This window comes from Sphingobacterium bovistauri (assembly GCF_020295405.1).
Classification (GTDB): domain Bacteria; phylum Bacteroidota; class Bacteroidia; order Sphingobacteriales; family Sphingobacteriaceae; genus Sphingobacterium; species Sphingobacterium bovistauri.
Map to the genome: position 1 here is coordinate 72,376 of NZ_JADEYP010000005.1, position 26,523 is coordinate 98,898.

Here is a 26,523-nt window from a genome sequence, read left to right on the forward strand (position 1 = left end):
TGTGGCAATAAGTCTAAAATTGTTTTTAATTTAGAATATGAATATTTTGCATAATATAAGATATTGGATCATTCTCATATTTTATCTACCCGTGTTTCTTTTTGCTAAATCTCCAAAACCCAAATTGTTAGTGTATGGTAGTACGCTAGAGGCGTATGTGGCTGCTTTACAGTCTGCCGCATCAGGTGTGCCTACGCTTTGGGTTAATCCACAAGACTATTCATTTGAACAAGATAGAATTCGTATTCATGATTTTGAGGGAGATTTATTAGATGGTGGTGTGATGCATCAATTTTCTAATAATAGAGAGAATGAGATTGATACAGCCTCTAATTTTTTTAATGTAGGGAGTTTTGTCAAAAAAAACTCTTTAACTGAAGCTAATCCGTTGTTAATTATTGTAAAGGGGGAAGATATTGTAGAAATAGAACGAAAAAAATCATGGAGGTTTACATTATCGAATAAAAAATCTTACGAAGTTCCTGTAGTATTGGATGCTAGCCAGGGAAATTCTTTAATATACAAAGCAAATCTTTCCAATATTCCAAAGCCTAGATTAAACAAAGCAAAGGATCTAAATTTGGCAGAATCAAGAAGTGTTGTGTTTTTAGGAGAATCTAGAGGTGATGTGTATGTTGCATTGCTACCAGATTTGTTGACGCAGAAGGATAGTTTTTATGTATTGAACTCGAATGCTTTGATGCCTAATCTTGATATTTCTGTCCGTTTAGCCTATGGGCAGGTCATGTCTACTATTGCTGGTTATTGTGCCTTTTTTAAAACTACACCCGATAAGATCGATCTTCGTACATTACAGAGTGAGATCATTGGCTTTAAAGGTAGGTTATTGCCTTTGATAGATATCAGTGCCGCAGATAAGCATTATGAGACTATTCAGCGCATGTTTTTGTCAGGTATTCTACCGATTAAAAATGATGGTGTAAATCTGTTGTTTGATGGTACAGACTCTGTACGAGTAGTAGATATTAAACCATTCATTAATCAATATTATTCACGTGCTCAATTATGGTTTGTGGATAACAGTCCTGAATATCTAACAGTACAAGATGCTTTAAATCTTATAAAATATACAGCCTTCCGTGCTGATGAATTAGATATAGAAGTGAAGAAGAAATGGGACAAAGAATTATCTTTTCAAGCGTCCTTTGATCCCAAAAAATTGATAACAAAGTATGAATTTGCTGTGTTATTCGAAATGTTTGCGTCACCTTATGCTAAAAAAATAAGCCAAAACGGAGAGGCTATTTATCGTTAATCAGTCACGTTTAATAAACGGTCTCTTAACAACAAACATGCTCCATAGGACGCTAAATTGTCATTTTTAGATGAAAGTATGATTTTAGTATCTCTGTTTACAGTGGATAACGAATATTTATTTACTGCATTTTTAAGTGGTAAGCTTAAGTATTCTTCTGATTTTGCTACGACACCTCCGATAATTATCAGTTCAGGGTTAAAGATGTTGATAAGTGAAGCAATACCTCTTCCTAATTTATCACCTATATAATTAATAGCTTCTATACATAAGTTATCATCTTTTTTAGCAGCAGCAATTATATCACTTAGTTTAATGTCTTCAATTTTTTTGAATTTCTTTGTTAATATACTTGTCGCTCCATCAGAAATTTGTTGGGTGATTCTGCGAATCAACGCATAACCAGATGCTTCGGTTTCAAGGCATCCTTTTTTACCACATTTACATATTATGTCATTATCAAATAGCGACATGTGCCCAAATTCTCCTGAGAATCCGGATTTTCCATAATATAATTTGCTGTCAATAAGAATTCCGAGGCCTATCCCGTTGTCGACATTAACGAATAATGCATCTTTTTCATTCGTTAGAATTCCACTACTAAATTCTGCATAGGCAAGGGCTTTGGTGTCGTTTTCAAGAAATGTTGGGATTCCAATGTTCTCTTCAAATAGTTTTGAAAGGGGATCTTCATAAAAATTAAAATATGAGTATGAATATCCTGTAGTGTAATTGATACGTCCTGAAAGATTAATGCCAACGCCTAGTATCTTTTCTTTAACTATGTTGTGTTTCTCGATAAAATCATTGATTTCTTTACAAATGCTTACCAATGATTCTTCGTTGTTTTCTAAGGTGTAGGCTATATTATCTTTTTTGGATACAATATCCTTTTTCATGTTGATCATGGATATACTCAAGTTGTCGATACCAACTTGTACACCTATAAAGTAGGCTGAATTTGCAACTAGTCCGTAAATATTGGGTTTACGACCTATTGTAGAGGCTGTTTTTCCATAATCTTTTACGAGTTCATCTTCAATAAGTTCTCCAATGCACTCGTTGATTTTAGGTATACTTATATTGAATTCTTTGCTTAGCTCAGCAATAGTAGCTGTTTCATGCGTTGCAAAGTAAGCAAGTGTTTTCTTTTTAAGACGGATGTTTTTGTAAGCCACCCCATTTTTATTGGCGTCGTGTATATCTTTAAAAAAGTTTGAAGTCATAAAGAATGATATAACCGTTTAAATATTGCGATTTAATAAATTTAAAACAGTAGTTTGTAAATATATTTACTAATATAGTTTTAATTATTGATTTTTTTTAATATAATTGATCTCAATTTATGATAAAGCTATATTATTTTAAACTGAAAACCTAATTTCTTAAAAAGTCATTATTATCTAACTATCTGTGAAAAGAGGAAACAATTCAAAAGCTATTCATCCGATGAGATGGATATCCACCACTTGGTTTGCTATGGGGCTGCCATTTGTAGCATTATCAGGAGCAAGTTCTATTATGTATAAAAACATGGGTGTTTCGGATTCTAAAATAGCATTTTGGACATCTTTGATTATGTTGCCTTGGACTTTGAAGCCTTTATGGGGGCCTTTCTTGGAGATGTATAAAACGCGCAAATTTTTTGTATACATCACACAAATATTTACAGGTTTATTGTTTGGATTGGTAGGGATTACGTTGCAATTGGATTATTTCTTTAGTATTTCAATTGCTGTTTTAACAATTATTGCGCTGAGTGGAGCTACACATGATATAGCTGCTGATGGTGTCTATTTGAATGAATTGAGCGCTAAGGAGCAGGCCAAATATGTTGGCTGGCAAGGAGCATTTTATAATATAGCTAAAGTGTTTTCTGGGGGTGCGTTAGTTTATCTCGCTGGCGAACTAGAAAAAAGTGCTGGTGTATCGACTGCTTGGATGATTGTAATGTTCGTATATGGAGCTATTATGATTCTTTTAGGATTTTATAATATGCGAGCTCTTCCTTCTGAAGAAGATGTGGAAAAAAGGCCATCCTTTAAAGAAGGGCTTAGTACATTGAAAGATGTGATAATTAGTTTCTTTCAGAAGAAATATATATGGTTTAGTTTAGCGTTTATTGTTTTCTATAGATTTGCAGAAGGTCAAGCTATTAAAATTATCCCATTATTTTTTAAAGCTTCTCGTGCTGAAGGTGGTTTAGAGTTGACCACATCTCAGATAGGTCTTTTATATGGTGTGTTTGGGGCAATAGCCTTTGTTTTGGGTTCTATTGTCGCGGGTAACTTTATAGCGAAGAGGGGATTGACCAGATTTTCTTTATTAGTTCTATGTGCGTTTTTTAATATTCCTTTTATCGCATACGCCTACTTAGCGATTGCTATGCCAACAGATTTATACTTAATTGGTACCGCTGTGGTGATAGAATATTTTGGTTATGGATTTGGTTTTGTAGGGTTAATACTATTTATGATGCAAAATATTGCACCAGGTAAATATAAGATGGCTCATTATGCTTTTGGGAGTGGGTTAATGAATTTGGGATTTATGTTGCCTTCTATGGTAAGCGGTGTTTTAAGTGATTATTTAGGATATAAAGAATTCTTTATATGGGTAATGATCGCAACTATTCCTGCCTTTCTTGTTACGTTTTTTGTTCCTCTGCGTAAACCTGATCCAAATGAAAATATAGAAGAGTAGTGTTTGATACCACTATAGTTATTAATTTTTTTTAATAACTATAGTGGTGTTTTAAAATTATGTTTCTATATTAGACTTTGTTTAGAAATAATTGTCTTTATCCAGTTCTTTTGTTTCTATTTATTTTAAATAGCCTATTTAATGATAAACATTATGAAATTATTAGTCTCGACTTTAGTAGTCATCTCTATTTTTATTAGTGGGTGCACTAAAGATATAGAGAGGTATCAGTCTCCTTATGTTAAGGATAAGGACGAGGAGAGTGTTGATGTGAAATTGCCTTCTCATTGGGTGGAGCATTCGGGGTCTATGAAAGATATCGGTTTTCATGTTTACCGATCGGAGAGAGTTTTTAATAATAAGAAGACGCGATTGATTGCACTTGTGTTCAATCCCTCAAAAGTGGAATTTAAACCTGTAATTTCTAGTTCAGCAAAAACTGTATCACAATTTTATGCTAGTGAGCAAGGGGTGATCGCAAGTGTTAATGGCGGGTATTTTGGTGCTGGAACATCATATAGTTTAATACTACAAAATGGTGTCAATCTTGCTGATAATATTCGTTCTCTTTCTCGTGCTTATAATGGAAGTAATACGCCTTATTATCCGACAAGAGCAGCTTTTGGTTTAGATATTAGTAATAAACCTAGCGTGGCATGGGTTTATTCATTGACGTCAAAAGGCGCTATTTATAGTTATCCTACTCCAAGTCCAAATATTGAAGGGCAAGTTCCTCAGGCTGTGCCTAGTGCCTCGTTCCCTTCTGGAGGTCAGGTATGGGGTATGGATCAGGCTATTGGAGGTTCTCCTATGTTGATTAAGGATGGTAAAATAAATATCACAGATAAGGAAGAGTTGATTTCTGTTGATAATACAGCAAATAGACCCCGTACAGCAATTGGTTATTATGATAATGGTTTTATTACGTTGTTAGTCGCTGAAGGTGGGAATACTGCTGAAACGATTCCTGGCTTGACCCTGAATGATGTAGCAAATATTATGTTAGATATGGGGTGTGAGGGGGCTATAAATCTTGATGGTGGAGGTTCTTCTATGATGGTTGTGAATGGTGAAAAACAAATAAGACCATCTGATGCGGCGGGTGAGAGAGCCGTAATTTCAGCTGTATTAATTAAGAAAAAATAGATAATGAAGAGATTTTTTGGTTTAATAATTTTATTTAGTGCGCTAGTTGTATCTGCAAAAGCGCAAATGAAGACGGATGTCGTTATTGTGGGGGGGGGTGCTAGTGGTACGACTGCTGCAATTCAGATTTCCAGATTGGGAGTTAAATGTATTGTGGTTGAAGAAACAGAATGGCTGGGCGGTATGTTGACATCGGCAGGCGTTTCAGCTATTGATGGCAATCATCGTTTACCATCTGGATTGTGGGGAGAATTTCGCAAGCATTTATACGATTATTATGGTGGTCCAGTAGCGGTAGAAACTGGTTGGGTGAGCAATACATTATTTGAGCCTTCTGTAGGTAATGCTATTTTGCAAAAGATGGTCAAAGCAGAATCTAATATTCAGGTTTTGTTTAATACCAAATGGGTCGATGTAAATAAAGTTAATAATGGCTGGGATATTAAAATCAAAGGTGCAGATTCTAAAATCAAGCATATTGAATCTAAGGTTGTAATTGACGCGACTGAATTAGGGGATATTATGGCGCACTTGAAGGCTCCTTATTATTTAGGAATGGATTCAAAGTCATTGACTAAAGAGCCTTTCGCATTAGCAGAAGCGAACGATATTATACAGGATTTGACCTATGTTGTTACCCTAAAAGATTTTGGTCCAAAAGCTAATAAAACAATAAAAAAACCGAAAAACTATAACAAAGAAGAATTTGATGGTTGCTGCGATGTTTCGGACCCTGCGACATTCAATAAGGATAATAATGATTGTTTCAAGATGTTGACATATGGAAAACTTCCTAACAACAAATTTATGATCAACTGGCCTAGAAAGGGTAATGATATTTATTTGAATATCATTGAAAAATCTCCTGAGGAAAGACAAAAGATGTTGGAAGACGCGAAGCAGATGACTTTACGTTTTGTGTACTATATCCAGAATGAATTGGGCTTCAAAAATCTTGGTATTGATTATAATGAATATCCAACTAAAGATGGTTTTCCGATGATCCCATACCATAGAGAGTCTCGTAGGTTGAAAGCAAAATCGTTGTTTGCACTACAACATGTAATGACTCCGTTCGATACAGAAGAAGCATACTATAGAACAGGTGTGGTAGTCGGTGATTATACCATCGATCATCACCACTACAAATATGGTAATATCCCTGAAATTGATTTTGTTAAAATTCGTGTTCCATCATACAATGTTCCATTAGGTTCATTTATTCCTGAAAATTTGGATGGGTTAATTGTTGCCGAAAAAAGTATTGGTGTAACAAATATTGTGAATGGAGCAACTCGTCTTCAGCCAGTGGTATTAGGAATAGGACAGGCTTCGGGTGTGTTGGCGGCATTGGCTGTAAAAAAGAATGTTCAACCCTCTCAAGTTTCGATTAGAGATGTACAATCTACATTGTTAGAGAATAAGGCGTATATCATGCCGTATATAGATGTACCAACTACGGATCCTCAGTTTGTTAAAATTCAACGAATAGGTGCTACAGGAATTCTTAAGGGAACAGGAATTCCATATAAATGGGCAAATCAAACTTGGTTTTATCCTGAGAAGGAAATAAGTGAATTTGAATTAATGCAAGGCCTAAGACTGTATTATCCAATTTTAAATGATAATTGGGATGCATCTGGTGAGTCATTGACAGCGAAATCTCTCATTGAGATCTTAAAATATATTGATGTAACGATTTCCGTAGAAGCGATTGGTGAAGTCATCAAAACCAATGGTATATCAAAACCAGTAGAATTATCAACGAAGTTAAATCGCAGAGATGTAGCTGTATTGTTGAATGATGTATTGAAAGTTTTTGAGAGAGAATTGGATTACAAAGGAAAGTTAAAAGAAGAAAACAAGAAGTAGTGAATTTCTAACTGACTAAGTAAGAAAAGTAATTTGAAGATATGTTAAGGTTTATTTATTTAATTATTGCCGTAAGTATAAGTGTTGTTTCATGTTCGACCAAAAAAGAAGTGGACGACAAGAGTAAATATTTTGTGGATAGAAATATTTTATGGTTTGATGCCACTGCAAATTTTGATCGTTTTTGCGATAAAGATTCTATAGTCTATTATCTAAATAAATCTAAAGAAGCAGGTGTGACTGATATTGTAATTGACGTAAAGCCTATCACAGGAGAGGTTTTGTATGCGAGTAAAATCGCCCCAGTTATGAAGTCATGGGGGAAAGAAGGTACGACCAAGGATTTATCGTGGGATATGCTTTCCGTATTCATCGAAGAGGGACATAAACTTGGTTTTAAAGTACATGCTTCTACTAACGTTTTTGTGGCTGGACACAATTATTATGATAGAGGCGTAGTCTATGAAGATTCTACTAAATCTGACTGGCAGACATTATCTTATTTACCAAAAGGAATGGTCAAAATTACAGATCAGAAAAATAAATATTCAGCTATGATCAATCCCGCATTAAAGCAGGTTAGAGATTATGAATTGTCGATTTTGAAAGAGTTAGTTTCCTCTTATCCTAAGTTGGATGGTATTATTTTGGACCGTGTGCGTTTTGATAATTTAAATGCTGACTTTTCAGATTCATCTAAGATCGTATTTGAAAATTACATTGGACAAAAAGTTGAGAATTTTCCATCCGACATCTACACATTTGAAGGTGAAGAACGTAAAGATGGTAAATTGTATAAACAATGGTTGGAATGGCGTGCAAGCATCATCCATGACTTTATTTATACTGCCCGTGAAGAATTAAAATCAATTAATCCAAATATCATTTTTGGTGATTATACAGGTTCTTGGTATCCATTATACTTTGATGTGGGGGTTAATTTCGCAAGTAAAGAATATGATCCAAGTGGAGAATTTGATTGGGCTACAGCTAACTATAAGAATTACGGTTATGCTGAAGCGCTGGATTTATTTACCACTGGTAACTATTATTTCGAAGTTGAGAAGTCTGAATTGACTGCTCACAATGATACTACGAAGAAAACTTTAGAATCAGGTCTGGTGGTTGCAAAAGAAGATTGGTACACTGTAGAAGGTTCTGCTGAATTGGTGAATAAGGTTACCATGGGCAAGACTCCAGTCTATGCTGGTCTATTTGTCGAGCAATACAAAGATAATCCTGCGCAATTTGTGAAAGCATTAAAAATGTGTAGAGCTAAGTCTCAAGGGGCAATGATTTTTGATATTGTGCATATCATCAATTATGGTTGGTGGGATGAATTGAAAGAAGGTTTAGCAAAATAAAATTTATCATGGTTAAAATTTTAGTTTCTCTAGTACTTTCTTCGTCTTTCTTTTATGGAGTAAATGCACAGGTAAATACCGAAGGTATTTCTGAGATATTAAGAAAAGCTAAAGAAGGGCAAGTTGTTTTATTAGATGGTTTTCTAGATCCTAATTTTAGGAAAGTAGATTATAAACAAACGATAAAGCCTGGGCCTCAGTTCATCATTTCAGATGATCCTGAGTACATACGTGTACCAGAGGCTATAGCTATGCAAGAAGAGGTGAAGCCAGGTGCTGTACGATTGTATTTGTACAATGTGAATGGAGTCAAAGTACCTCAGCAGATGCCTAGAAAGATTAATGCTGTTATTAAAAATCTAGGTACAGAGGATATGCATTTGCGCATGCTTAAGTATTCATCTCAAAAACCGAGTGGTAATTATTTTCAAATAGGAAAGCAAGGGTTAGAAGATTACTTCTCATCTGAAGTAAAGGGTGATGTACGTATTGTAAAACCAGGTGAAGTTATTTCCATTGACAAAAAATTCGATGAGCATATTGTAAAATATGATGAACTCGTTCATGGTTTTTACGAATTCGTTATTGATCAAACTGCTCAAATTAGTGTTCTACAATTTGATCCAAATAAAACTGCAGCACAAGCCTTTGCTAAAATAGATACTATCATTCCATTTAGTCATGCTAATGCGGGAAGGGGTATTTTTCCTGTGGCTAATTACAAGGTTGTTACTACAGATACAATTAAAACTTCTCAGGGAGTAAGTCAATTGATAGTTGCTGATGGTAAAGATGATCCTTGGATAACAGGAACTATTGGTCCTGATAAACAAGATGCCAAGAATGCAGGCAATTATGGTGTTATGTATGATACCAATATTAAATGGAAAAGTGATGATGGACAGGCGTTGGCATTAATTACATGGAACAGTCGCTCTGCAGATAATCAATGGTGTGGTGGTATGGGGTTAACTATGGAAATCTTTGAGAATGATAATCATAAGTCCGTAGTACAGTTGCCTAATGATAGATTAATAACAAAAGCAGCTCCTGAAGCTATCTTGATAAAGGTTTTCAAACCCGATCCTATTAAAGATATTCAAGAGATCAAATTTACGTATTCGCCTCCGGGGGCATCTTGTTTACCTACACCTTTAGTATTAGTTCCTATAAAATTGGAGGATTAATTATGAAAAAATTTTTTATTTACGCTTTTTTAATGACTGTTGCTACGTCATGTGGTTCTAAATCTGATGATAGTGAGCCACTTCCGACACCAACTAATGAAATTGAAACTTTTTTTAAAACGGAAGTAAAGCCAGCAGCTTCGTTACCTTGTTTTCAGGGGGCGTACTACAGAAAAGTAGTGTCAAGTAATGATTATTGGCTGGGCATAAATGGTGAAGTTTCCTTACCTACGATTCAGTTTGACGAAGACCGTAAAAATCCAAATAAAGCACAACAATACTTGGATAATCCATCAATTTATATGGGCGGTAATATGGATGGGCAAGAGACAGATATTGGTCTTACTTGGGAAGTAATTCGTGATGAGAATGGAGTTGTATCACAAGATCGTAGAGCTTTTCGTCCGTTTATGAGAAGAACTGGACATAAGTCTGGTCAGGCTGCATTATATGCAAATGCTCCTGCTCAAGCAGAATATTATTGGTACCCTGGTGATAAAATAAATATGTCTATAGAGGTTATCGAAAATGGTAAGGTTAAGTTTATTGTAGAAGGTGCTGGTAAGAAGTTTGAGACTATTTTTGAATGTGCTGGATATACCCTAACTAGACAAGGTGAGTTTAAGCGCGTGAATGCAATTGACCAAGTCAGTAACGAAGGAAAGCCTGCACAACTATCAAAAACTAGCGTGTCAGGCTCAAAATGGTTTAAAACAAATTTAGTGCGTTACCAGAATGGAAAACGAGTGCATGCTCCGATGCACAATGAGCGTTTCACTTCAATGCTATGCCCTGCTGTCAAACACTTTGCAATTACTCAAACAGCAGACGAAAAAAAGATAGGTGCTGAGGCTATAAATATTAATGCTGGCGGATTCTAATTATGACAATAGATTTTAAATACTCATTAGGCGCTGCATTTTTAACAATATTGACATTAGGATGTACTACGCAATCACATACTGTTACACATAATGATAAGAAAGCTTTTGAGGCTTCAGAGCTATTCTTTAAGAATGAAGTAAAGCCAAAAGCTCACTATCCATGCTTTCCAGGAGCTTATTATAGAAAAGCTGTTAGTAGCAAAGATTTGTGGGTAGGTGTTAAAGGAAAAGTCACTTTACCAACAATCATATTTGATGAATCTCGTAAACATCCAAACAAATCAGGTCAGTATTTAGATAATCCTTCTGTATACATGGGGGGACTAATGGATAAGCAGGAAACAGATATTGGTTTGACTTGGGAAGTTATTAAATACGAGGATGGTACGGTTTCGAAAGAAAGAAAGGCATTTCGTCCTTTTTTCAGAAGAACAGACCATAAATCGGGACAGAAAAGCATTTGGGTAAATGCTCCCGCAAGTAAAGAATATTACTGGTATCCAGGTGAAGAAGTAGAGATGTCTGTAGAAGTGGTTGCTGATGGAATGGTAAAAATTGTAGTAGATGGAGCAGGCAAACGCTATGAAGATACTTTTGAATGTGCGGGTTATACTCTGGATGGTATTGGTGAATTTAAGCGTGTAAATGCTATTGATCAATTTAGAAACGAAGGAAAACCTGCTCAACCGACTAAGACTATTGTTAAGGATGCGAAGTGGGAATACACTACATTAATACGACAAGAGAATGGAAAACGTCTGGATGTGCCCATGCATACTGGGCGTATGACAGATATGAGATGTCCAGAAATTAAATTCTTCAATATAATTACTACGGAAGCAAATGCATCGAAAGGTGCTGAGGTAATTAATATCAGTGGCCAAGGTTACTAAATTTTAGTTTATGTCGAATAATAGAAACTTATCTATTGATTTTTTACGAGGCTTAGCAATTATCGGAATGGTGCTTGCTGCGGTTATTCCTTGGACAAATGACTTTCCTGGCTGGATGTTTCACGCACAAGTAGGACCACCAGATTTTAAGTTTAACCCCAATAATCCAGGAATTACATGGGTAGATTTAGTATTCCCATTTTTTCTTTTTGCTATGGGAGCTGCTTTTCCATTGGCTTTACGAAGCAAGTTGGATAGGGGAGAGTATGCGGTAATATTGCAAGGATTATTACGTAGGGGTGTTCTTTTGGTATTTTTTGCGATTATTTTAGCTAATCTAAATCCTGAAAATTTAAGCTCCTCATCGACCTTTAATTATCTAACAGGCATTGCGACGTTTGGGGCCTTCTTTTTGGTATTTATGCGTTTCGAAGGTACAGCATTAAGAAGATATGGACTACAATTATTGGGGTTTTTGATTATTGGAGCACTTATATACTTCCAATATGAATACCAAGGAAGTAGTTTAAGCTATCAAAAGAATAATATCATACTATTGGTATTAGCTAATATGGCTGTATTTGGGTCTATATGTTGGTTGCTGACAGCTAATAGTCATTTATTGCGTTTGGCAATCATTGTAGCATTCATAGGAGTATGGTTCACGCGAGATATCGAAGGAAGTTGGACTTCAGAATTATGGAACTTTCATCCTGATATTAAGTGGTTTTATAATTTTTCATTTCTTAAATACTTGTGTATAGTACTTCCTGGGTCTATTTTGGGAGATTTACTCTTGAAAAATAAGGTGATTGTTCAAGAGTCATATAAAGACAAGGAGAAAAGTCAGGCTATTACAATAGCTGTAATCGGTTTAGCCTTCGTTATTTTTCATGTTGTAACACTCTACTTAAGAGAATTAAATATCAACCTTATAGGTCAAGGGCTATTTGGCGTATTATTCTTTTTGGCTCTTAACAAATATCGTGATGGTCAAGGTTCATTCTATCGTACTTTAATTGCCTGGGGATATGTGTTGACATGTGTTGCTTTGTGTTTTGAACCTATGGACGGAGGTATTAAAAAGGACCCGTCATCATTTAGCTATTGGTTTTTAACAAGTGGATTAGCTTTCATTTTTTATGTAGTGTGTGATTATTTAACTAGAACATTCAAAACTAACATTGTGGTACTTGCTATAGTGCGTAATGGTCAGAATCCTATGGTCGCATATTGTGTTACAGCATTTTTTATCACACCAGTTTTAGGGCTTCTACACGTATTACCATTGCTCAATGATTTGGTTGCAAGGGATGCTTATTTAGGGTTGATTAAGACTGTTGTGTTAATAGGATCAATGATTGTTATCACAAATTACACAACTATTAAAAAATGGTTTTGGAGATCTTAAACGCAGAATAGGATGAATAAGAAAGGAATTACATTTGCGACTGTATTTTTAGGATTGACATCGTTACTTTCAATTGATACAATGGCACAATCTGCAGTGGATAGCAATTATATATTTTCTGGATATACAGATAGATTGGCTGTTTTTAATGCGATGCCTAAGACAAAGGGCCCTATTATTTTTTTAGGTGATAGCCTAACCGAGGCGGGGCGATGGAAGGACATTTGTCCAGAACTACCCGTACTAAATAGAGGAATCAGTGGTGATATATCTTTCGGTGTATTAGCTCGTTTAGATGAGGTGTTACGTCACAAGCCATCAAAAGTGATTTTGATGATAGGTGTTAATGACCTAAAAAAAGGGATTCCTACACCATATATCATTCAAAACTATTATCGCATTATACAAAAAATCAAGACACAATCTCCTAAGACGAAGATTGTTTTAAATAGCTTATTGCCTGTGAATACATCAAAATTGATTAATGGTTTTGAGAAGGTTACGAACGAGGATTTAATGACGCTAAATTTAGCCCTTCGCAACTTAGACAACGAGTTCTCAGGAGTTCAATTTGTAGACTTGATGCCTGTTGTAGGCGATACTAATGGTGAATTAAGGGCAGAAATGACTCCAGATGGTATTCATTTAGAGATGAAGGCATATGTAGAAGTGGTTAATTTTTTGAAAAATAAAAAAGTGTTGTAAGATGAAGTACTTTCTAATACTATTTTCTTTAACTGTTATGACTGCTTCTTCATTCGGGCAAGCAAGAGATATGTCTAGAGATAGTTCCTACAACAATTGGTATTACCTATCTCGTAATAAACTGTATTCAGTTTTACAAGATGTGAAATATGATATTGTCTTTTTTGGTAATAGTATTACCGAAAGGGGGCCGTGGTCAGAGTTAATAGGAGTAAAATTTAAGGTTGGGAACAGGGGGATAGGTGGTGACAATACGTTTGGCATGAAGGCACGTATTCAAGATGCTATAAAATCTTCTCCCAAAAAGATATTCCTAATGATGGGGATAAATGACGTGGGGCGTAATCTACCTACTGAATGGAGTTTGAATAATTATGAGGAAATCATTAAAACCATCAAAAAGAATAGTCCTAAAACGAAGATTTATATACAAAGTGTCTTGCCTCTAAATGAAAAAATATCCCCATACGAGTATCATAAGGGACGAGAGTCTAAAGTGGTGGCTTTGACAGAAGGAGTTGAAGCATTAGCTAAAAAATATAAATTAACATACGTGAATTTGCGAGAAATATTCGCAGATGGTTATGTACTGAAGAAAGCTTACACGATGGATGGAATACATATCAATACACAAGGATATGTTGATTGGGTAAAATATTTAAGAGAAAAGAAGTATTTATAATGAAGATAACAGGAACTTTTATTGATGAAATAAGTCACGATATTCCTCATCAAAATTGGGGTCGTGAAGAGTGGGATAGAGATTTTGCCTATATGAAAGCTGTAGGAATTGATACTGTAATCATGATTAGGAGTGGTTATCGCAAGTTTATTACCTATCCATCTACTTGGTTGTGTGATACACATGGATGTTATGAGCCACCGGTTGATTTAGTAGAGATGTTTTTACAGTTAGCAGATAAGCACGGATTGAAATTCTATTTTGGTTTATATGATAGTGGTAAATATTGGGATACTGGAGATATGCAGCATGAAATTGATGCAAATCGCTATGTTATTGACGAAGTGTGGGCTAAATATGGAAAATATAAGAGTTTTGGCGGCTGGTATTTGAGTATGGAGATAAGTCGTCAAACTAAAGGTGCAGCAAGTGCTTTCCGCATTCTTGGTGAGCAATGTAAAGCTGTAAGCGGAGGTTTACCGACATTCATTTCTCCATGGATTGACGGCAAGAAGGCGGTAATGGCTGCGTCTTCTTCTTTGTCAAAAACAGATGTAGTTTCAATTCAAGAGCATGAGAAGGAATGGAATGAGATCTTCCACGAGATTCACCATGCTGTAGATGCGGTAGCATTTCAAGATGGACACATTGACTATAATGAACTAGACGACTTCTTTAGTGTGAACAAGATGCTGGCTGACCGTTACAATATGCAATGTTGGACGAATGCGGAATCTTTTGATCGCGATATGCCGATTAAGTTTCTTCCAATCAAATTTGAGAAACTGAGATTGAAATTAGAGGCGGCACGTCGTGCGGGATACGATAAGGCTATCACTTTTGAGTTTTCTCATTTCATGAGTCCGCAATCTGCCTATCCACAAGCAGGGCATTTATATAATAGATACAAGGAATATTTAGAATCATTAAAAGCATAATATTAATAATACAATATGCAACATTTTGCAGAAAAATATAAAAATGAATTAGTCCAAAATGTAATACCATTTTGGGAAAAACATTCTGTTGATAAAGAATGTGGTGGGTTTTTCACGTGTTTAGAAAGAGACGGAAAAGTGTTTGATACGGATAAGTTCATGTGGCTGCAAGGAAGACAAATATGGACTATGTCGATGTTGTATGACAAACTTGAAGCTCGTGAATCTTGGAAGGAAATGGCCGTACATGGTGCAGATTTTATCCTAAAAAATGGACGCGATGCGCAAGGAGATTGGTACTTTTCGTTAGATCGCAAAGGAAATCCTTTGGTTCAGCCATACAATATTTTTTCAGATTGTTTTGCGACAATGGGGTTAGCGTCTCTTTATAAGATTACTGGTAATGATGAGTATGGACAAGTAGCGCATGATACCTTCAATAGAATTATTGCAAGGCAAGATAACCCTAAAGGTAAATATTCAAAGGCTTTTCCAGGAACTAGAAATCTTAAAGGATTCTCTTTACCAATGATTCTAAGTAATCTATCACTTGAGCTAGAGCATATTGTAGGTTCTCAATTGGTGGATAAATTGATCGATGAAGTCATTCATGAAGTGATGGAAGTGTTTTATCAACCAGAAACAGGATTGATCATGGAGAGCGTTCACTTGGATGGTTCCTTCTCTGATACTTTTGAAGGTAGACTGGTGAATCCTGGTCATATCATTGAAGCTATGTGGTTCATGATGGATTTGGCTGATAGAAGACAAGATAAAGTTTTGATGAGTAAATGTGTGGATATTGCTATTCGTGCATTGGAATTCGGATGGGATGATAAGTATGAAGGTATTTTATACTTCAAAGATATTCTGAATAGACCTCCTCAACAACTGGAGTGGGATCAAAAATTGTGGTGGGTTCATCTAGAGTCATTAGTCTGTATGGCTAAAGGATATGCTTACACGGGAGACGAGAGATGCAAAGACTGGTTTGAAAAACTGGATGCTTATTCTTTCAAGCATTTCGCTGATCCTGAGTTTGGAGAGTGGTACGGTTATTTGAATCGTCAAGGCGACCCATTATTAACATTAAAGGGTGGCAAATGGAAGGGATGTTTTCATGTGCCACGTGCCTTATTTAAAGTTTATGAAACTTTAAAATAGAATACTTAGTATAAAAAAATGTATAATCTACCTATTATAATTTTACTTACTATAGTTTTCAATAGCTGTACTCATCATCGTATGAGTACAGAGAAAACTATTTTAGATTATGTTGATCCACTTATTGGCTCTGGAGGTCATGGGCATGTGTTTGTGGGGGCATCTGTGCCTAATGGTATGATTCAACTTGGTCCAAATAATCTTTCCAAAGGTTGGGATTGGTGTTCAGGATATAATGATGCCGATTCAACTATTGTAGGATTTGCACATACACATCTATCGGGTACAGGAATAGCAGATTTGGGTGATATTCTGTTTATGCCTATTGTAGGTGATGAACAGTATACTCCAAAAGACTCTTCAATATATTTTTCTCGCTTCTCTAAAAAGGACGAAAAGGTAAATCCTGGATATTATAAAGTTAAATTGGATACTTCAGATATTGAAGTTGAATTAACAGCAAGTACGCGTGTAGGCTATCATAGATATCATTATCCCGATGCTGTAGAAAATAAGCAAGTATTAATCGACTTACATGAAGGAGTTAAATCTTTAGAGGCGAGAAAGGGTGCTTTGGAATCTTATGTTGAGGTATTGAATGATTCTACGATTGTAGGTTATCGTTATTCGGATGAATGGGCTAAGAATCACAAGGTGTTCTTTTACAGTGTGTTTTCTTCAAAAATAAAATCATTCAAAAATTATGATTCAAATAAATTTATAGATTCTAACATACTTCGTGGTGAGGATATAAAAACTGTTTTATTGTTTGGTGATGAAGTCGATGTTTTGAATGTTAAGACTGCAATTTCATATGTTTCCATTGATGGTGCCAAATTGAATTATGAGGTAGAAGCATTAGGACGTGATTTTGAGGAGATTCTTAAGGAGTCAGAGCGCTTGTGGTTTGATAAGTTAAGTGCTATACAAGTTGAAAGCAAAGATGAAGAAACGTTGAAAAAATTCTACACATCTATGTATCACGCTGCTATAAGCCCCTCTATTTTTTCAGATGTAAATGGACAGTATAGAGGTGCTGATGATCAGATTCATGAAGAAGAGAATTATAATACGTATTCTATATTTTCATTTTGGGATACCTATAGAGCCTTTCACCCATTGATGACTTTAATAGACACAACTGTTGCAGATTATTCAAATAGTATTATGAATATTAGTAATCAGCAAGGAAGAATGCCTGTCTGGCATTTAGTGGGTAGTGAGACAGATTGTATGACGGGAGTTCATTCTATTCCAGTACTGGTGGATGCTGTTCTTAAAGGTTTATACGACCATCCACATGATGTATTAAAGGAGGTAAGTCAATTCTCAGATTACAATTATGCTGGATTACCTTTCATAAATAAGTATAATTATATACCTGCTGATAAAGAAGTTTGGTCAGTTGCTAAAGGTTTAGAATATGCGGTTGACGACTATGCTATTGCTCAATTGGCGTTGAAATTAAATAATCAAGTATTATATGAAAAACACCTAGCAAGGTCTATCTTTTATCAAAACTATTTTGATAATAAGTCGGGCTTTATGAGAGGTAAATTGGCTAATGGAGATTTTAGAACTCCTTTTGATCCTAGTCATAGCTTACATCTTGAGGATGATTATGTAGAAGGTAATGCGTGGCAATATACTTGGCTTGTTCCTCATGATGTGGAGGGATTGATAGATTTATTTGGAGGTAAATCAAATTTTGTTAACAAGCTAGATAGTCTATTTACAGTTGATTCAAAGTTGAATGAAGGAGCTTCTGTAGATATCACAGGTATGATTGGGCAGTATGCGCATGGTAATGAGCCTAGTCATCATATAACATATTTATATGCCTTTGCGGGGCAACCTTGGAAAACAGCGGATTTAATTAGAAAAATTGATAAGGAATTTTATAAAACTACAGCTGACGGCTTGATCGGAAATGAGGATTGTGGTCAAATGTCTGCTTGGTATATTTTTACATCAATAGGGTTTTATCCTGTCAATCCAAATAATGGTGTTTTTGTGTTTGGCTCACCATTGGTTGATAAGGCTTCTATACGTCTTAATAATGGTAAAACATTCAAAATAGAAGTGGTAAATAATTCTAAGGAAAACAAATACATACAGTCTATAGAATTGAATAATGAAAAACAAAATAAATTTTTCATAACGTATAATCAAATTATGAAAGGAGGAAAATTAGTAATCAATATGGGGGATACACCAAATTATGATGTGGAATCAAAAAGAGAGAATTATGCTACATCACCGCAAACCCTATTCTAAATAGTGGTTTAATTAACAAATAAATATTAAAAACAATTTAATAACGTAATCAATGAAGAAAAACCTATTATTTATTGTATTTTTTCTTCTTACAGCCAATCTCTTTGCTCAAGAGGTGACTGTAAAAGGACAAGTTGAACATAATGGAGTTTATTTGGATGGAGTTTCTGTACTTGTTCAAGGAACAAATAAGGGAACTTCTACGAATAAGAACGGGGAATATTCCATTAATGTGAAAAACGGAGAAGTTATATCTTATACTCTTGTTGGGTATCAAACGACTAAGATAACTTTTGCTGGACAAAGTGTATTGAATGTACAGCTAGCTGTCGAAGCAATCGTCCTTGAAGAAACTGTAGTTGTCGGCTATAGTACACAAAAGAAGGCAACATTGACAGGAGCCATTTCTACATTGTCTGGTGAGAGTGTAAAGGAGAGAAGTGTAGCTTCTTTGTCAACAGCGCTTCAAGGTAAGATGCCAGGTGTTACTGTTCAACAAACATCAGGACAACCAGGGGCTGATGGGGCTAACATTAGGATTCGTGGTATTGGTTCTATTAATTCCAATACTTTCCCATTAGTATTAGTAGATGGTATAGAAATGGATATCAATCAAGTTGATATGAACTCTGTAGAGTCAATCTCAGTATTGAAAGATGCTGCATCATCATCTATCTATGGTTCAAGAGCGTCTAATGGTGTTGTTTTAATTACAACAAAACGCGGGAAAGAAGGTAAAATTGTCACCACATATAGTGGCTATTCTACGCTTCAAAAACCAACTAATATGCCAGAAGTAGTTTCTGCGTATGAGTATTTGCAAGCAGAGCTAGATGCAATGGATAATGCGGGTATTTCCGTTTCTCCAGCACAAAGAGAACAGCAATTAAAACTAATTGAAGACCAAAGAACTCTAAAGCCTGATAATTGGAATAGATATGATACCGATTGGAAAGCGGAGACGATGAAAGATTTTGCAATAATGCAAAATCATAATCTTTCTTTAGCTGGCGGAAGTGATAAGTTGAGTTTCTTTGGATCAGGTACATATATGCATCAAGATGGCTTAATTCCAAATAATAATTTCAATAGATTTAATATCGTCCTGAATGCTGATGCAAAAATTTTGCCTTGGATGAAGTTCGGTATGAACACTATCTTAAGAGATGCAAAAACATTAGAGCCTTCTATCTCATCACCTAAGAGCATTATTAATAAGTCATTATATATGCTTCCTACCTTGTCTGCAGCTCGTGAATTAGATGGAAATTGGGGGTATGGTAAAAATGGAGATAATCCTACGGCACAAGCAAATGCAGAAGGAGAAGATAGAAATAGAAGTTCTGAACGTGTATTGAGTGGTACATTAACATTGACTCCATTGGAAGGTCTAGAAATTATCGGTCAATACTCAAATCGCTCTGTACAGGGACGAAATCGTAATTTGATAGTACCTTATAAAACATCATTGAAAGGTACTGTATTGGGTATTTATCCAGGTCAAGATAATTTGACTGAATCGTGGAGTGAAAATATCCGAAATTACTATAGAACTCAAGCTTCTTATGAGAAATCTATTGATCAGCATTATGCAAAGATTTTAGTAGGTTTCCAAGCTGAGGATCACACAAGTACATCTTTCTTTGGTAGTAGAAGAGGATTTGATTTAAGCAGATATTATTTGAATAATGGTGATGGCGCTACTGCTACAGCTGGCGGCGGTGCTAGTAATTGGGCTATGCAATCTGGATACGCGAGATTGAACTATACATTTGATGATAAATATTTATTCGAAGCGACGGGTAGATATGATGGTTCGTCACGCTTTACACCTTCTAATCGTTGGGGATTCTTCCCTTCGGTATCTGGTGGTTGGGTAGTGTCTAAAGAGTCGTTTATGGAGTCCACTTCTGATGTTATTGATTTCTTGAAGATCAGAGCTTCTTATGGTTTATTGGGTAATCAAGATATTGGTAATTATCCATATACAGCGACTATCAATACTGGTTATGGATATTATTTAGGTGATGGAAAAGAATTGGCAGCAGGTGTTGCACAGACAAATTTGTCAAATAGTAATATCAGTTGGGAAAAGTCTGAACAAATTAATGTTGGTCTAGATTTGAATTTGTTTAAGAACAAATTGCAATTGACAGCTGATTATTATGTAAAAAATATCTACGATATGTTAATGACGTTTCCTCTTCCATATTATGCAGGTATGCAACCTGCTTATTCTAATGCGGGAGATATGGAGAATAAAGGTTGGGAAGTAGCATTGACTTACAACAACAAGATTAACGACTTTAAGTATGGTGTCACATTATCATTGAATGACAACAGAAATAAAATCACCAATTTGAATGGATTAAATTCTCAAGACCGTACAATGGTAGAGGGGTATCCTAACAATGGTTTGTGGGGATATCTAACTGATGGTTATTTCCAAGATTGGGATGATGTAGCAACATCTCCTAAATTGAGCGCTTCAGCGAGACCTGGTTTTGTTAAATATAAGAAAATACACGAAGGTGAGGGGGTTGATCCTTTATTAATAGACTCACGTGATTTAGTGTATTTAGGTGATCCTTTCCCACACTATGAATTTGGTGTTAATTTCAATTTTGCCTATAAAAACTTTGATTTATCTGCTTTTATTCAGGGAGTTGGCGAACGTGCAGCATATATGAGTGGCGTTGGGTTGAAACCATTTGCTAATGGTTCAAATTTATTCCGTCATCAAATTGACTATTGGACTCCAGAGAATCCAAATGCTGCTTACCCTATTCTTGTTCCTGAAGCAAATTCAGGTGACAACTTTGCAAGATCTGATAAGTGGATTCAAGATGGTTCATATGCTAGACTAAAGAATGTCATTTTGGGCTATAATTTACCTCAAAACAAACTTGCTAAGTTAGGATTGAATAATCTACGTGTTTATGTAAGTGGACAAAATTTATTCACAAGAAGTAATTTCTTCTCAGGATATGATCCAGAGGTAAGTTATGGTGGTGGTGTTGGAGGAGAATTTTATCCAATCATGCAGACGTATACATTTGGATTAGATTTTAAATTTTAAATTATTTCAATTTTATTGATTATGAACTTGAAAAAGAAGTTTTTCGCTAAGAATACATTAGTTACACTTGGATGTATATCGGTTTTATCATTAGCGAATGTAGGATGTAAGAATTATTTGGATAGAGAGCCTTTAAGTGAATATTTGTCATCTAATTTTTATAATAACGAAGGAGCAATAAGGCAAGGGGCTAACGGATGTTATCAACGGTTGAAAATGAACCACAGTAGCTCTAGTAATATACCATTTTCTGTGTTGTGGGATATGTATACCCCATTCGGTATAGAGCGTGCAGATAATGCATCCATTGGGGCAGGAACGGTTGACTTGAGAACGAATTTCACACAGGAACTTACTTGGTCAATTCTTTACACATCCATTGCAAGATGTAATGCCGTGCTTTCGGGAGCACAGCCTTATTATAACGATTTAAATGATAACGCTAGACGAATTTTAGCTGAAATTAAGGTTTTGCGTGCTCATTTTAATATTCAGTTAGTCAGCTTATATGGTGATGTGCCATATTTTGCTGAGCCTGTCTCGGAGGAACAATTAAGATCTACTGAAAGGAAAAATTGGTCTGAAGTGGTTGATTTAATTATTCAAGACTTAGATGAGGCAGCAGCAATACTTCCGTGGCAAAATACTGAATGGGGTAGAGTTGACAAAGCAGTTGCATTAGGACTAAAATCTAGGATAGCTTTATACGCCGGTTCGTGGAGCAAATTTGGTCATGGTATCAATGCTGCCAAAGATGAGCAGAAAGCAAAAGAATATTTTCAATCTGCCGCGACTTCTTCAAAAAGAATAATAGATGAGGGAGGTCGAGTATTAGCAAAAAACTATAACGATTTGTTTACACGTGTTGGGCAAATGAAACCAGATGCTAAGAGTGAGAATATGTTGTTCATGATGTTCTCTGATTTTGGAGAAAAGAGTACTCAATATATGTCTTTAGGTGAGCAAGTGCGTATGATTGGCCAAAGTGGTAGATTCCCTACGGGACAGTTGGTGGATACTTATGAGACTAGTAACGGTAAACGTATTGATGATCCGACTTCAGGATATGATCCTAAAAAGCCATTCCAAAATCGTGATCCGCGTTTGAAATATACTATTTATACGCATCAGGATACTATTATAGGTAATACAGGAGGGAATAAGAAGAAATTCTTAATGGATGTATACAATCCGAAGACTAAGCAATGGGATGAGCAAGGTAATATGCAACTGGTTGAGAATATAGATTATATAGGTTCTGTTGCACAATATGGATATATACAAAGTGGTGTGGGATATGCATGGAAGAAATACAATCATTTTGATGATGAAGCTTCTGCACTGCCAACCTATAATATTGTAATCATGAGATATGCAGAGGTATTATTAAATTATGCTGAAGCAAAAATTGAGTTAGGAGAAATTGATGCTACTGTTGTAAACGCAATAGATCAGGTAAGAGCACGTGTGGGTATGCCAGGAGTATTACAATCAGATCCATCTCGTGCGGGTAATGAATCAAAATTAAGACAAATAGTTCGTCGTGAGCGTAAAGTAGAATTAGCCAAAGAGGGTTTGTACTTATTTGATATGCGTAGATGGCGCTTAGGAGCAATACAAAATGCAGAACCAACATACGGTTATCCTAAAGCTATCGGCGTTAGTGCTGCACAAAATATTTATCCTGATGGATACACTCAAGTTACACCTGATATGGTTCCTAACTATGGTGCTGTTGGGTCAGAAAGAGATCTTAATGATGTAGCTAGCTACCAAGCATACGGTTCAAAACTTCGTTCTCGTGATATAAGTAGAAACTGGGAAGACAGATTTTATTTGTGGCCAATACCACAAACAGAGCGAAATAAAGCGCCGTGGTTGACTCAAAATCCAGGTTATGGTGAATAATCCTAAATCTTTAATTATGAAAACAAATATTATAAAAAATAGTATACTGGCATCCCTTCTTATTTGCGTAGGACTAATGTTCTTTTCATGTTCAAAGGAAAGTGAATTAGATAGAGCGTATGAAGAGGTAAAGATTGTTGGTGTTAAAATCAATGATGTACTTCATTATCCGACATATGATGGTGATAATACCATTGTAGATATGCCAGCAGGAACAGATGTGTCTAATGTAGCACTTGAATTATTAGTTGTAAATGGTGAATTACAAGGTTTTCCTCAACAGCTAAAATATGATGCTCGTAAGCCAATGGATGTTAGTTTAGTTGGTAAGAATGGGGTGAATAAACAAGGTAAATTACTTGTTAAATCGGCGCCTTTATTAAGAAATTTAATCATTGAAGGACTTATCATCCCTCAAACAGATATTCACTATAGTGCAAGTTCAATTGTGGTTCAAGTACCAGAATTAACTGATTTGAAAAATTTGAAATTAACACTAGAATTCGTCAATGGCGAGATGGTTGATTTTCAAAATGGTGTTGAGAAAGATTACACAAATAGTGTTCCAGTTAAAGTCAAAGGTATTGATGAAACTACAATCTATAATTACGATTTAATCGTGACTAGTGAACAAGTAGGACCTGCATTAATTAAGGGGATGACTATTAATGGTATCGAAACAGATTCAGTACAAGTTCTTGCAAATAATGTAGTTGTTCCTTTTGTAAAAGGCCTTTCCAATTTCTCTAATGCAAATTTATCAATGGAAACAGGATTTGCCAATGTAGTTGACCCTTCTTTTGTTGGAACAGGTTTGAACTTAATGAGTGGTAATAATAAAGTGAAAATAACTGGTTCTGATGGTATACAAATGGAATTTACTATCGCACAACCTAAGCTGTCATTAGTGCCAAAAACTGAAATTTTATTTAGTAGTCTTGGCCTAGGTGCAAATGATTTGATAGGTTCAGCATTTTCAAATGGTAGTATTGTTATCCCTTCACATACAACTAATGTCGGTATGCATGTGTATGGATTAAATGGAGTGCGTTCCAAAATATTAAGTATTCAAGGATTAACTTTCAATCATAGTTTGCGTCAAGTTGCTTCAGATGAAAAAGGAAAAATATTGGGTATCGCCCTAGGGGTAAATGGAGCTGCTGTCAATGTATACAAATGGGATAATGTTGATGCTACACCTTCACTATACCTATCGCACACACAACAGAGTCTTGGCTTGAGTTATCAACCAAGAACTGCGGGTATAACTATTACGGGAAGTTTGGATGGTGACGCTACAATTGTAATCACTTTAGCCGGTAAAACTGATGTAGTGGTGTATAAAGTGGCAGGTGGGGTGTTGAATACAACTCCACAAAAGCTAAGTATACCTGCAGCAGGTACTAACTATTTTGAGGTTTCAGCATTGCCTAATGGTCGCAGTGGATACATTGGTACTTGGGTAAATAGCGTCATTGCTAATTACGGGTTGTTCTCGTTAAATAATACGATGAATGAAAACTTTAAAATATCAGGCCAGTACACTACAGCTAATAAGTTCTTTACATACAAGGGTAGAGATTATGTTTCATATACTATATTTCAAGCTAATAGAGGGATGATAATGCGTTTGATAGATTTTACCAATGGTGAACTTAACGCATTCCAAAACCCTATTCTAGATGTATTAATGCCATCTAATGCGGCTAATGGTAATGCAACAATGGATACAGATATTGCAATTATAAATAATAAATTACATGTCATGTATAGTTGTTCTAACATTGGAATTCGTGTTTATCAAGTAGAAGAATAGATTTTTAATTAAGTTTTAGTTAGGGAGGAGTGATCCTCCCTTTTTATTGTAATGAAATGAATAAAGCTATATATATATTATTATCTGTATTAGTTCTTTGTCAGTCATGTGCTGCCAAGGATATACTACCCAAGCCTAACCCAGATAAAAGTGAAAAACCTTTTAAAGGTGTTTGGATTACGAATGTAGCTAGTGATGTTTTAAATGATAAGCAGGGTATAGAGCGCGCAGTTTTACATTGTAAATCATTAGATATTACGGATATATTTTTAGTTGTATGGAATGGTGGATATACACTATATCCTAGTAAGATCATGTCAGATCATTTTGGTCAACCTATCATGAAAAAATTTGAAGGAAGAGATCCTTTACAAGAAATGATAGTAGTAGCTCACCAACATGGTTTAAAGGTACACGCTTGGTTTGAGTATGGCTTTGCTTCTTCCTATAATGCAAATGGAGGACATATTATTCAAAAATATAATCATTGGCAAGCAAAAGATCAACAGGGGAATATTTTAAAAAAGAATAATTTTGAGTGGATGAATGCTTTTCATCCAGAGGTACAAGGGTTTGTTAAATCTTTAGTACTTGAAGTCGTTAAGAATTATAATGTTGACGGTGTCCAAGGGGATGATAGATTACCTGCATTACCTTCTACGGGGGGATATGATGAATATACAGTGCAATTGTATAAAAATGAGCATAATGGTAATGTTCCCCCTTCAGATTATTTGAATAAGGAATGGGTGGAATGGAGAAGTTCAAAATTAACCGTTTTTCTGAAGGATCTATATCAAAGTGTAAAAAAGGAGAAACCTCAAGTATTAGTAACAAGCGCTCCTAGTGTACATCCTTGGGCGAAAACTGAATATTTGCAAGACTGGCCTAAGTGGCTGAATGATGGAATAATTGATTATGTGTTTCCACAAATCTATCGATATAATATAGAGGCTTATAAAGCGACTTTGAGTGAACAAGTGAGTTATCTTAATAATTCTACTCGAAACAAGTTTTTTCCGGGAGTATTAATTAGAAATGCCGATTATACACCTACTAAAGAGTTTTTTGATCAGATGATTATCTATAATAGACAGTTGGGGATTAGAGGAGAAGTTTTTTGGTTCTACGAAGGCTTGAAGAGTAACCTTTTTGAGTCGAAGAAATAAAAATTTACTATATCTAGTAATGTAGAATAACTAATAAGCCACTTTTCGT

General features: G+C 35.4%; 19 protein-coding genes. 18 read left to right on the forward strand and 1 reads right to left on the reverse strand.

The window, feature by feature from the left end; all coding sequences use genetic code 11:
- The first annotated feature begins 37 nt into the window (after positions 1-37).
- Complete coding sequence (locus tag IPZ78_RS04290; protein WP_225551700.1) at positions 38-1,276, forward strand: hypothetical protein; 1,239 nt, start codon at positions 38-40, stop codon at positions 1,274-1,276.
- Here the strand turns inward: IPZ78_RS04290 and IPZ78_RS04295 are convergent.
- Positions 1,273-2,502, reverse strand: coding sequence for an ROK family transcriptional regulator (locus IPZ78_RS04295; protein ID WP_225551701.1), 1,230 nt, complete (start codon positions 2,500-2,502; stop codon positions 1,273-1,275). The two genes, IPZ78_RS04290 and IPZ78_RS04295, sit on opposite strands and share 4 nt — an antisense overlap.
- Positions 2,503-2,689: 187 nt before the next feature.
- Here IPZ78_RS04295 and IPZ78_RS04300 point away from each other — a divergent pair, with 187 nt between their 5' ends.
- The 17 genes from IPZ78_RS04300 (at position 2,690) to IPZ78_RS04380 (ending at position 26,474) form a co-directional block, all read left to right on the forward strand.
- Entirely contained in the window at positions 2,690-3,979 is a 1,290-nt protein-coding gene (locus IPZ78_RS04300; RefSeq protein WP_225551702.1) for an MFS transporter, read from the forward strand.
- Positions 3,980-4,132: 153 nt separating this feature from the next.
- Positions 4,133-5,125: a phosphodiester glycosidase family protein gene (locus tag IPZ78_RS04305; protein ID WP_225551703.1), complete on the forward strand. Its 993-nt coding sequence runs from the start codon at positions 4,133-4,135 to the stop codon at positions 5,123-5,125.
- 3 nt (positions 5,126-5,128) lie between these two features.
- Positions 5,129-6,997 carry an FAD-dependent oxidoreductase gene (locus tag IPZ78_RS04310; RefSeq protein ID WP_225551704.1) on the forward strand — a complete coding sequence of 623 codons (1,869 nt, stop codon included), beginning with the start codon at positions 5,129-5,131 and terminating at the stop codon, positions 6,995-6,997.
- A 41-nt stretch (positions 6,998-7,038) separates the two neighbouring features.
- A complete protein-coding gene (locus IPZ78_RS04315; protein WP_225551705.1) occupies positions 7,039-8,361 on the forward strand; it encodes an alpha amylase family protein in 1,323 nt (440 codons plus the stop codon).
- Positions 8,362-8,369: 8 nt separating this feature from the next.
- Positions 8,370-9,548 (forward strand): copper amine oxidase, encoded by a 1,179-nt coding sequence (locus IPZ78_RS04320; protein WP_225551706.1) that lies wholly within the window; start codon positions 8,370-8,372, stop codon positions 9,546-9,548.
- Positions 9,549-9,550: 2 nt separating this feature from the next.
- A complete protein-coding gene (locus tag IPZ78_RS04325; protein WP_225551707.1) occupies positions 9,551-10,429 on the forward strand; it encodes a hypothetical protein in 879 nt (292 codons plus the stop codon).
- A gap of 2 nt (positions 10,430-10,431) precedes the next feature.
- Complete coding sequence (locus IPZ78_RS04330; protein WP_225551708.1) at positions 10,432-11,325, forward strand: hypothetical protein; 894 nt, start codon at positions 10,432-10,434, stop codon at positions 11,323-11,325.
- Positions 11,326-11,335: 10 nt separating this feature from the next.
- Complete coding sequence (locus tag IPZ78_RS04335; RefSeq protein ID WP_225551709.1) at positions 11,336-12,736, forward strand: DUF5009 domain-containing protein; 1,401 nt, start codon at positions 11,336-11,338, stop codon at positions 12,734-12,736.
- A 12-nt stretch (positions 12,737-12,748) separates the two neighbouring features.
- Entirely contained in the window at positions 12,749-13,441 is a 693-nt protein-coding gene (locus IPZ78_RS04340) for a GDSL-type esterase/lipase family protein (RefSeq protein WP_225551710.1), read from the forward strand.
- A 1-nt stretch (position 13,442) separates the two neighbouring features.
- Positions 13,443-14,123: a GDSL-type esterase/lipase family protein gene (locus IPZ78_RS04345; RefSeq protein WP_225551711.1), complete on the forward strand. Its 681-nt coding sequence runs from the start codon at positions 13,443-13,445 to the stop codon at positions 14,121-14,123.
- Positions 14,123-15,061, forward strand: coding sequence for a DUF4434 domain-containing protein (locus IPZ78_RS04350; protein WP_225551712.1), 939 nt, complete (start codon positions 14,123-14,125; stop codon positions 15,059-15,061). The genes IPZ78_RS04345 and IPZ78_RS04350 overlap by 1 nt, the downstream gene beginning before the upstream one ends.
- 15 nt (positions 15,062-15,076) lie before the next feature.
- The gene (locus IPZ78_RS04355; RefSeq protein WP_225551713.1) at positions 15,077-16,225 is read left to right on the forward strand and encodes an AGE family epimerase/isomerase; all 1,149 of its coding nucleotides are present in this window, start codon (positions 15,077-15,079) and stop codon (positions 16,223-16,225) included.
- 18 nt (positions 16,226-16,243) lie between these two features.
- A complete protein-coding gene (locus IPZ78_RS04360; RefSeq protein ID WP_225551715.1) occupies positions 16,244-18,502 on the forward strand; it encodes a GH92 family glycosyl hydrolase in 2,259 nt (752 codons plus the stop codon).
- A gap of 52 nt (positions 18,503-18,554) precedes the next feature.
- Positions 18,555-21,581, forward strand: coding sequence for a SusC/RagA family TonB-linked outer membrane protein (locus tag IPZ78_RS04365; protein ID WP_225551716.1), 3,027 nt, complete (start codon positions 18,555-18,557; stop codon positions 21,579-21,581).
- A 21-nt stretch (positions 21,582-21,602) separates the two neighbouring features.
- Positions 21,603-23,489, forward strand: a complete 1,887-nt coding sequence (locus IPZ78_RS04370; RefSeq protein WP_225551718.1) for a RagB/SusD family nutrient uptake outer membrane protein — start codon at positions 21,603-21,605, stop codon at positions 23,487-23,489.
- Positions 23,490-23,505: 16 nt separating this feature from the next.
- On the forward strand, positions 23,506-25,305 hold the full coding sequence (locus IPZ78_RS04375) for a hypothetical protein (RefSeq protein WP_225551719.1): 1,800 nt from the start codon (positions 23,506-23,508) through the stop codon (positions 25,303-25,305).
- 56 nt (positions 25,306-25,361) lie between these two features.
- Complete coding sequence (locus IPZ78_RS04380) at positions 25,362-26,474, forward strand: glycoside hydrolase family 10 protein (RefSeq protein ID WP_225551720.1); 1,113 nt, start codon at positions 25,362-25,364, stop codon at positions 26,472-26,474.
- The last annotated feature ends 49 nt before the right edge of the window (positions 26,475-26,523 follow it).

Excerpts from the sequence above, each read along its gene's own strand:
- IPZ78_RS04325 (WP_225551707.1), top strand. The coding sequence starts at position 9,551 with ATGAAAAAATTTTTTATTTACGCTTTTTTAATGACTGTTGCTACGTCA.
- IPZ78_RS04350 (WP_225551712.1), top strand. The coding sequence starts at position 14,123 with ATGAAGATAACAGGAACTTTTATTGATGAAATAAGTCACGATATTCCT.
- IPZ78_RS04330 (WP_225551708.1), top strand. The coding sequence starts at position 10,432 with ATGACAATAGATTTTAAATACTCATTAGGCGCTGCATTTTTAACAATA.
- IPZ78_RS04345 (WP_225551711.1), top strand. The coding sequence starts at position 13,443 with ATGAAGTACTTTCTAATACTATTTTCTTTAACTGTTATGACTGCTTCT.
- IPZ78_RS04380 (WP_225551720.1), top strand. The coding sequence starts at position 25,362 with ATGAATAAAGCTATATATATATTATTATCTGTATTAGTTCTTTGTCAG.
- IPZ78_RS04365 (WP_225551716.1), top strand. The coding sequence starts at position 18,555 with ATGAAGAAAAACCTATTATTTATTGTATTTTTTCTTCTTACAGCCAAT.
- IPZ78_RS04295 (WP_225551701.1), bottom strand. The coding sequence starts at position 2,502 with ATGACTTCAAACTTTTTTAAAGATATACACGACGCCAATAAAAATGGG.
- IPZ78_RS04320 (WP_225551706.1), top strand. The coding sequence starts at position 8,370 with ATGGTTAAAATTTTAGTTTCTCTAGTACTTTCTTCGTCTTTCTTTTAT.
- IPZ78_RS04315 (WP_225551705.1), top strand. The coding sequence starts at position 7,039 with ATGTTAAGGTTTATTTATTTAATTATTGCCGTAAGTATAAGTGTTGTT.
- IPZ78_RS04375 (WP_225551719.1), top strand. The coding sequence starts at position 23,506 with ATGAAAACAAATATTATAAAAAATAGTATACTGGCATCCCTTCTTATT.
- IPZ78_RS04290 (WP_225551700.1), top strand. The coding sequence starts at position 38 with ATGAATATTTTGCATAATATAAGATATTGGATCATTCTCATATTTTAT.
- IPZ78_RS04355 (WP_225551713.1), top strand. The coding sequence starts at position 15,077 with ATGCAACATTTTGCAGAAAAATATAAAAATGAATTAGTCCAAAATGTA.
- IPZ78_RS04340 (WP_225551710.1), top strand. The coding sequence starts at position 12,749 with ATGAATAAGAAAGGAATTACATTTGCGACTGTATTTTTAGGATTGACA.
- IPZ78_RS04370 (WP_225551718.1), top strand. The coding sequence starts at position 21,603 with ATGAACTTGAAAAAGAAGTTTTTCGCTAAGAATACATTAGTTACACTT.
- IPZ78_RS04360 (WP_225551715.1), top strand. The coding sequence starts at position 16,244 with ATGTATAATCTACCTATTATAATTTTACTTACTATAGTTTTCAATAGC.
- IPZ78_RS04310 (WP_225551704.1), top strand. The coding sequence starts at position 5,129 with ATGAAGAGATTTTTTGGTTTAATAATTTTATTTAGTGCGCTAGTTGTA.
- IPZ78_RS04335 (WP_225551709.1), top strand. The coding sequence starts at position 11,336 with ATGTCGAATAATAGAAACTTATCTATTGATTTTTTACGAGGCTTAGCA.
- IPZ78_RS04305 (WP_225551703.1), top strand. The coding sequence starts at position 4,133 with ATGAAATTATTAGTCTCGACTTTAGTAGTCATCTCTATTTTTATTAGT.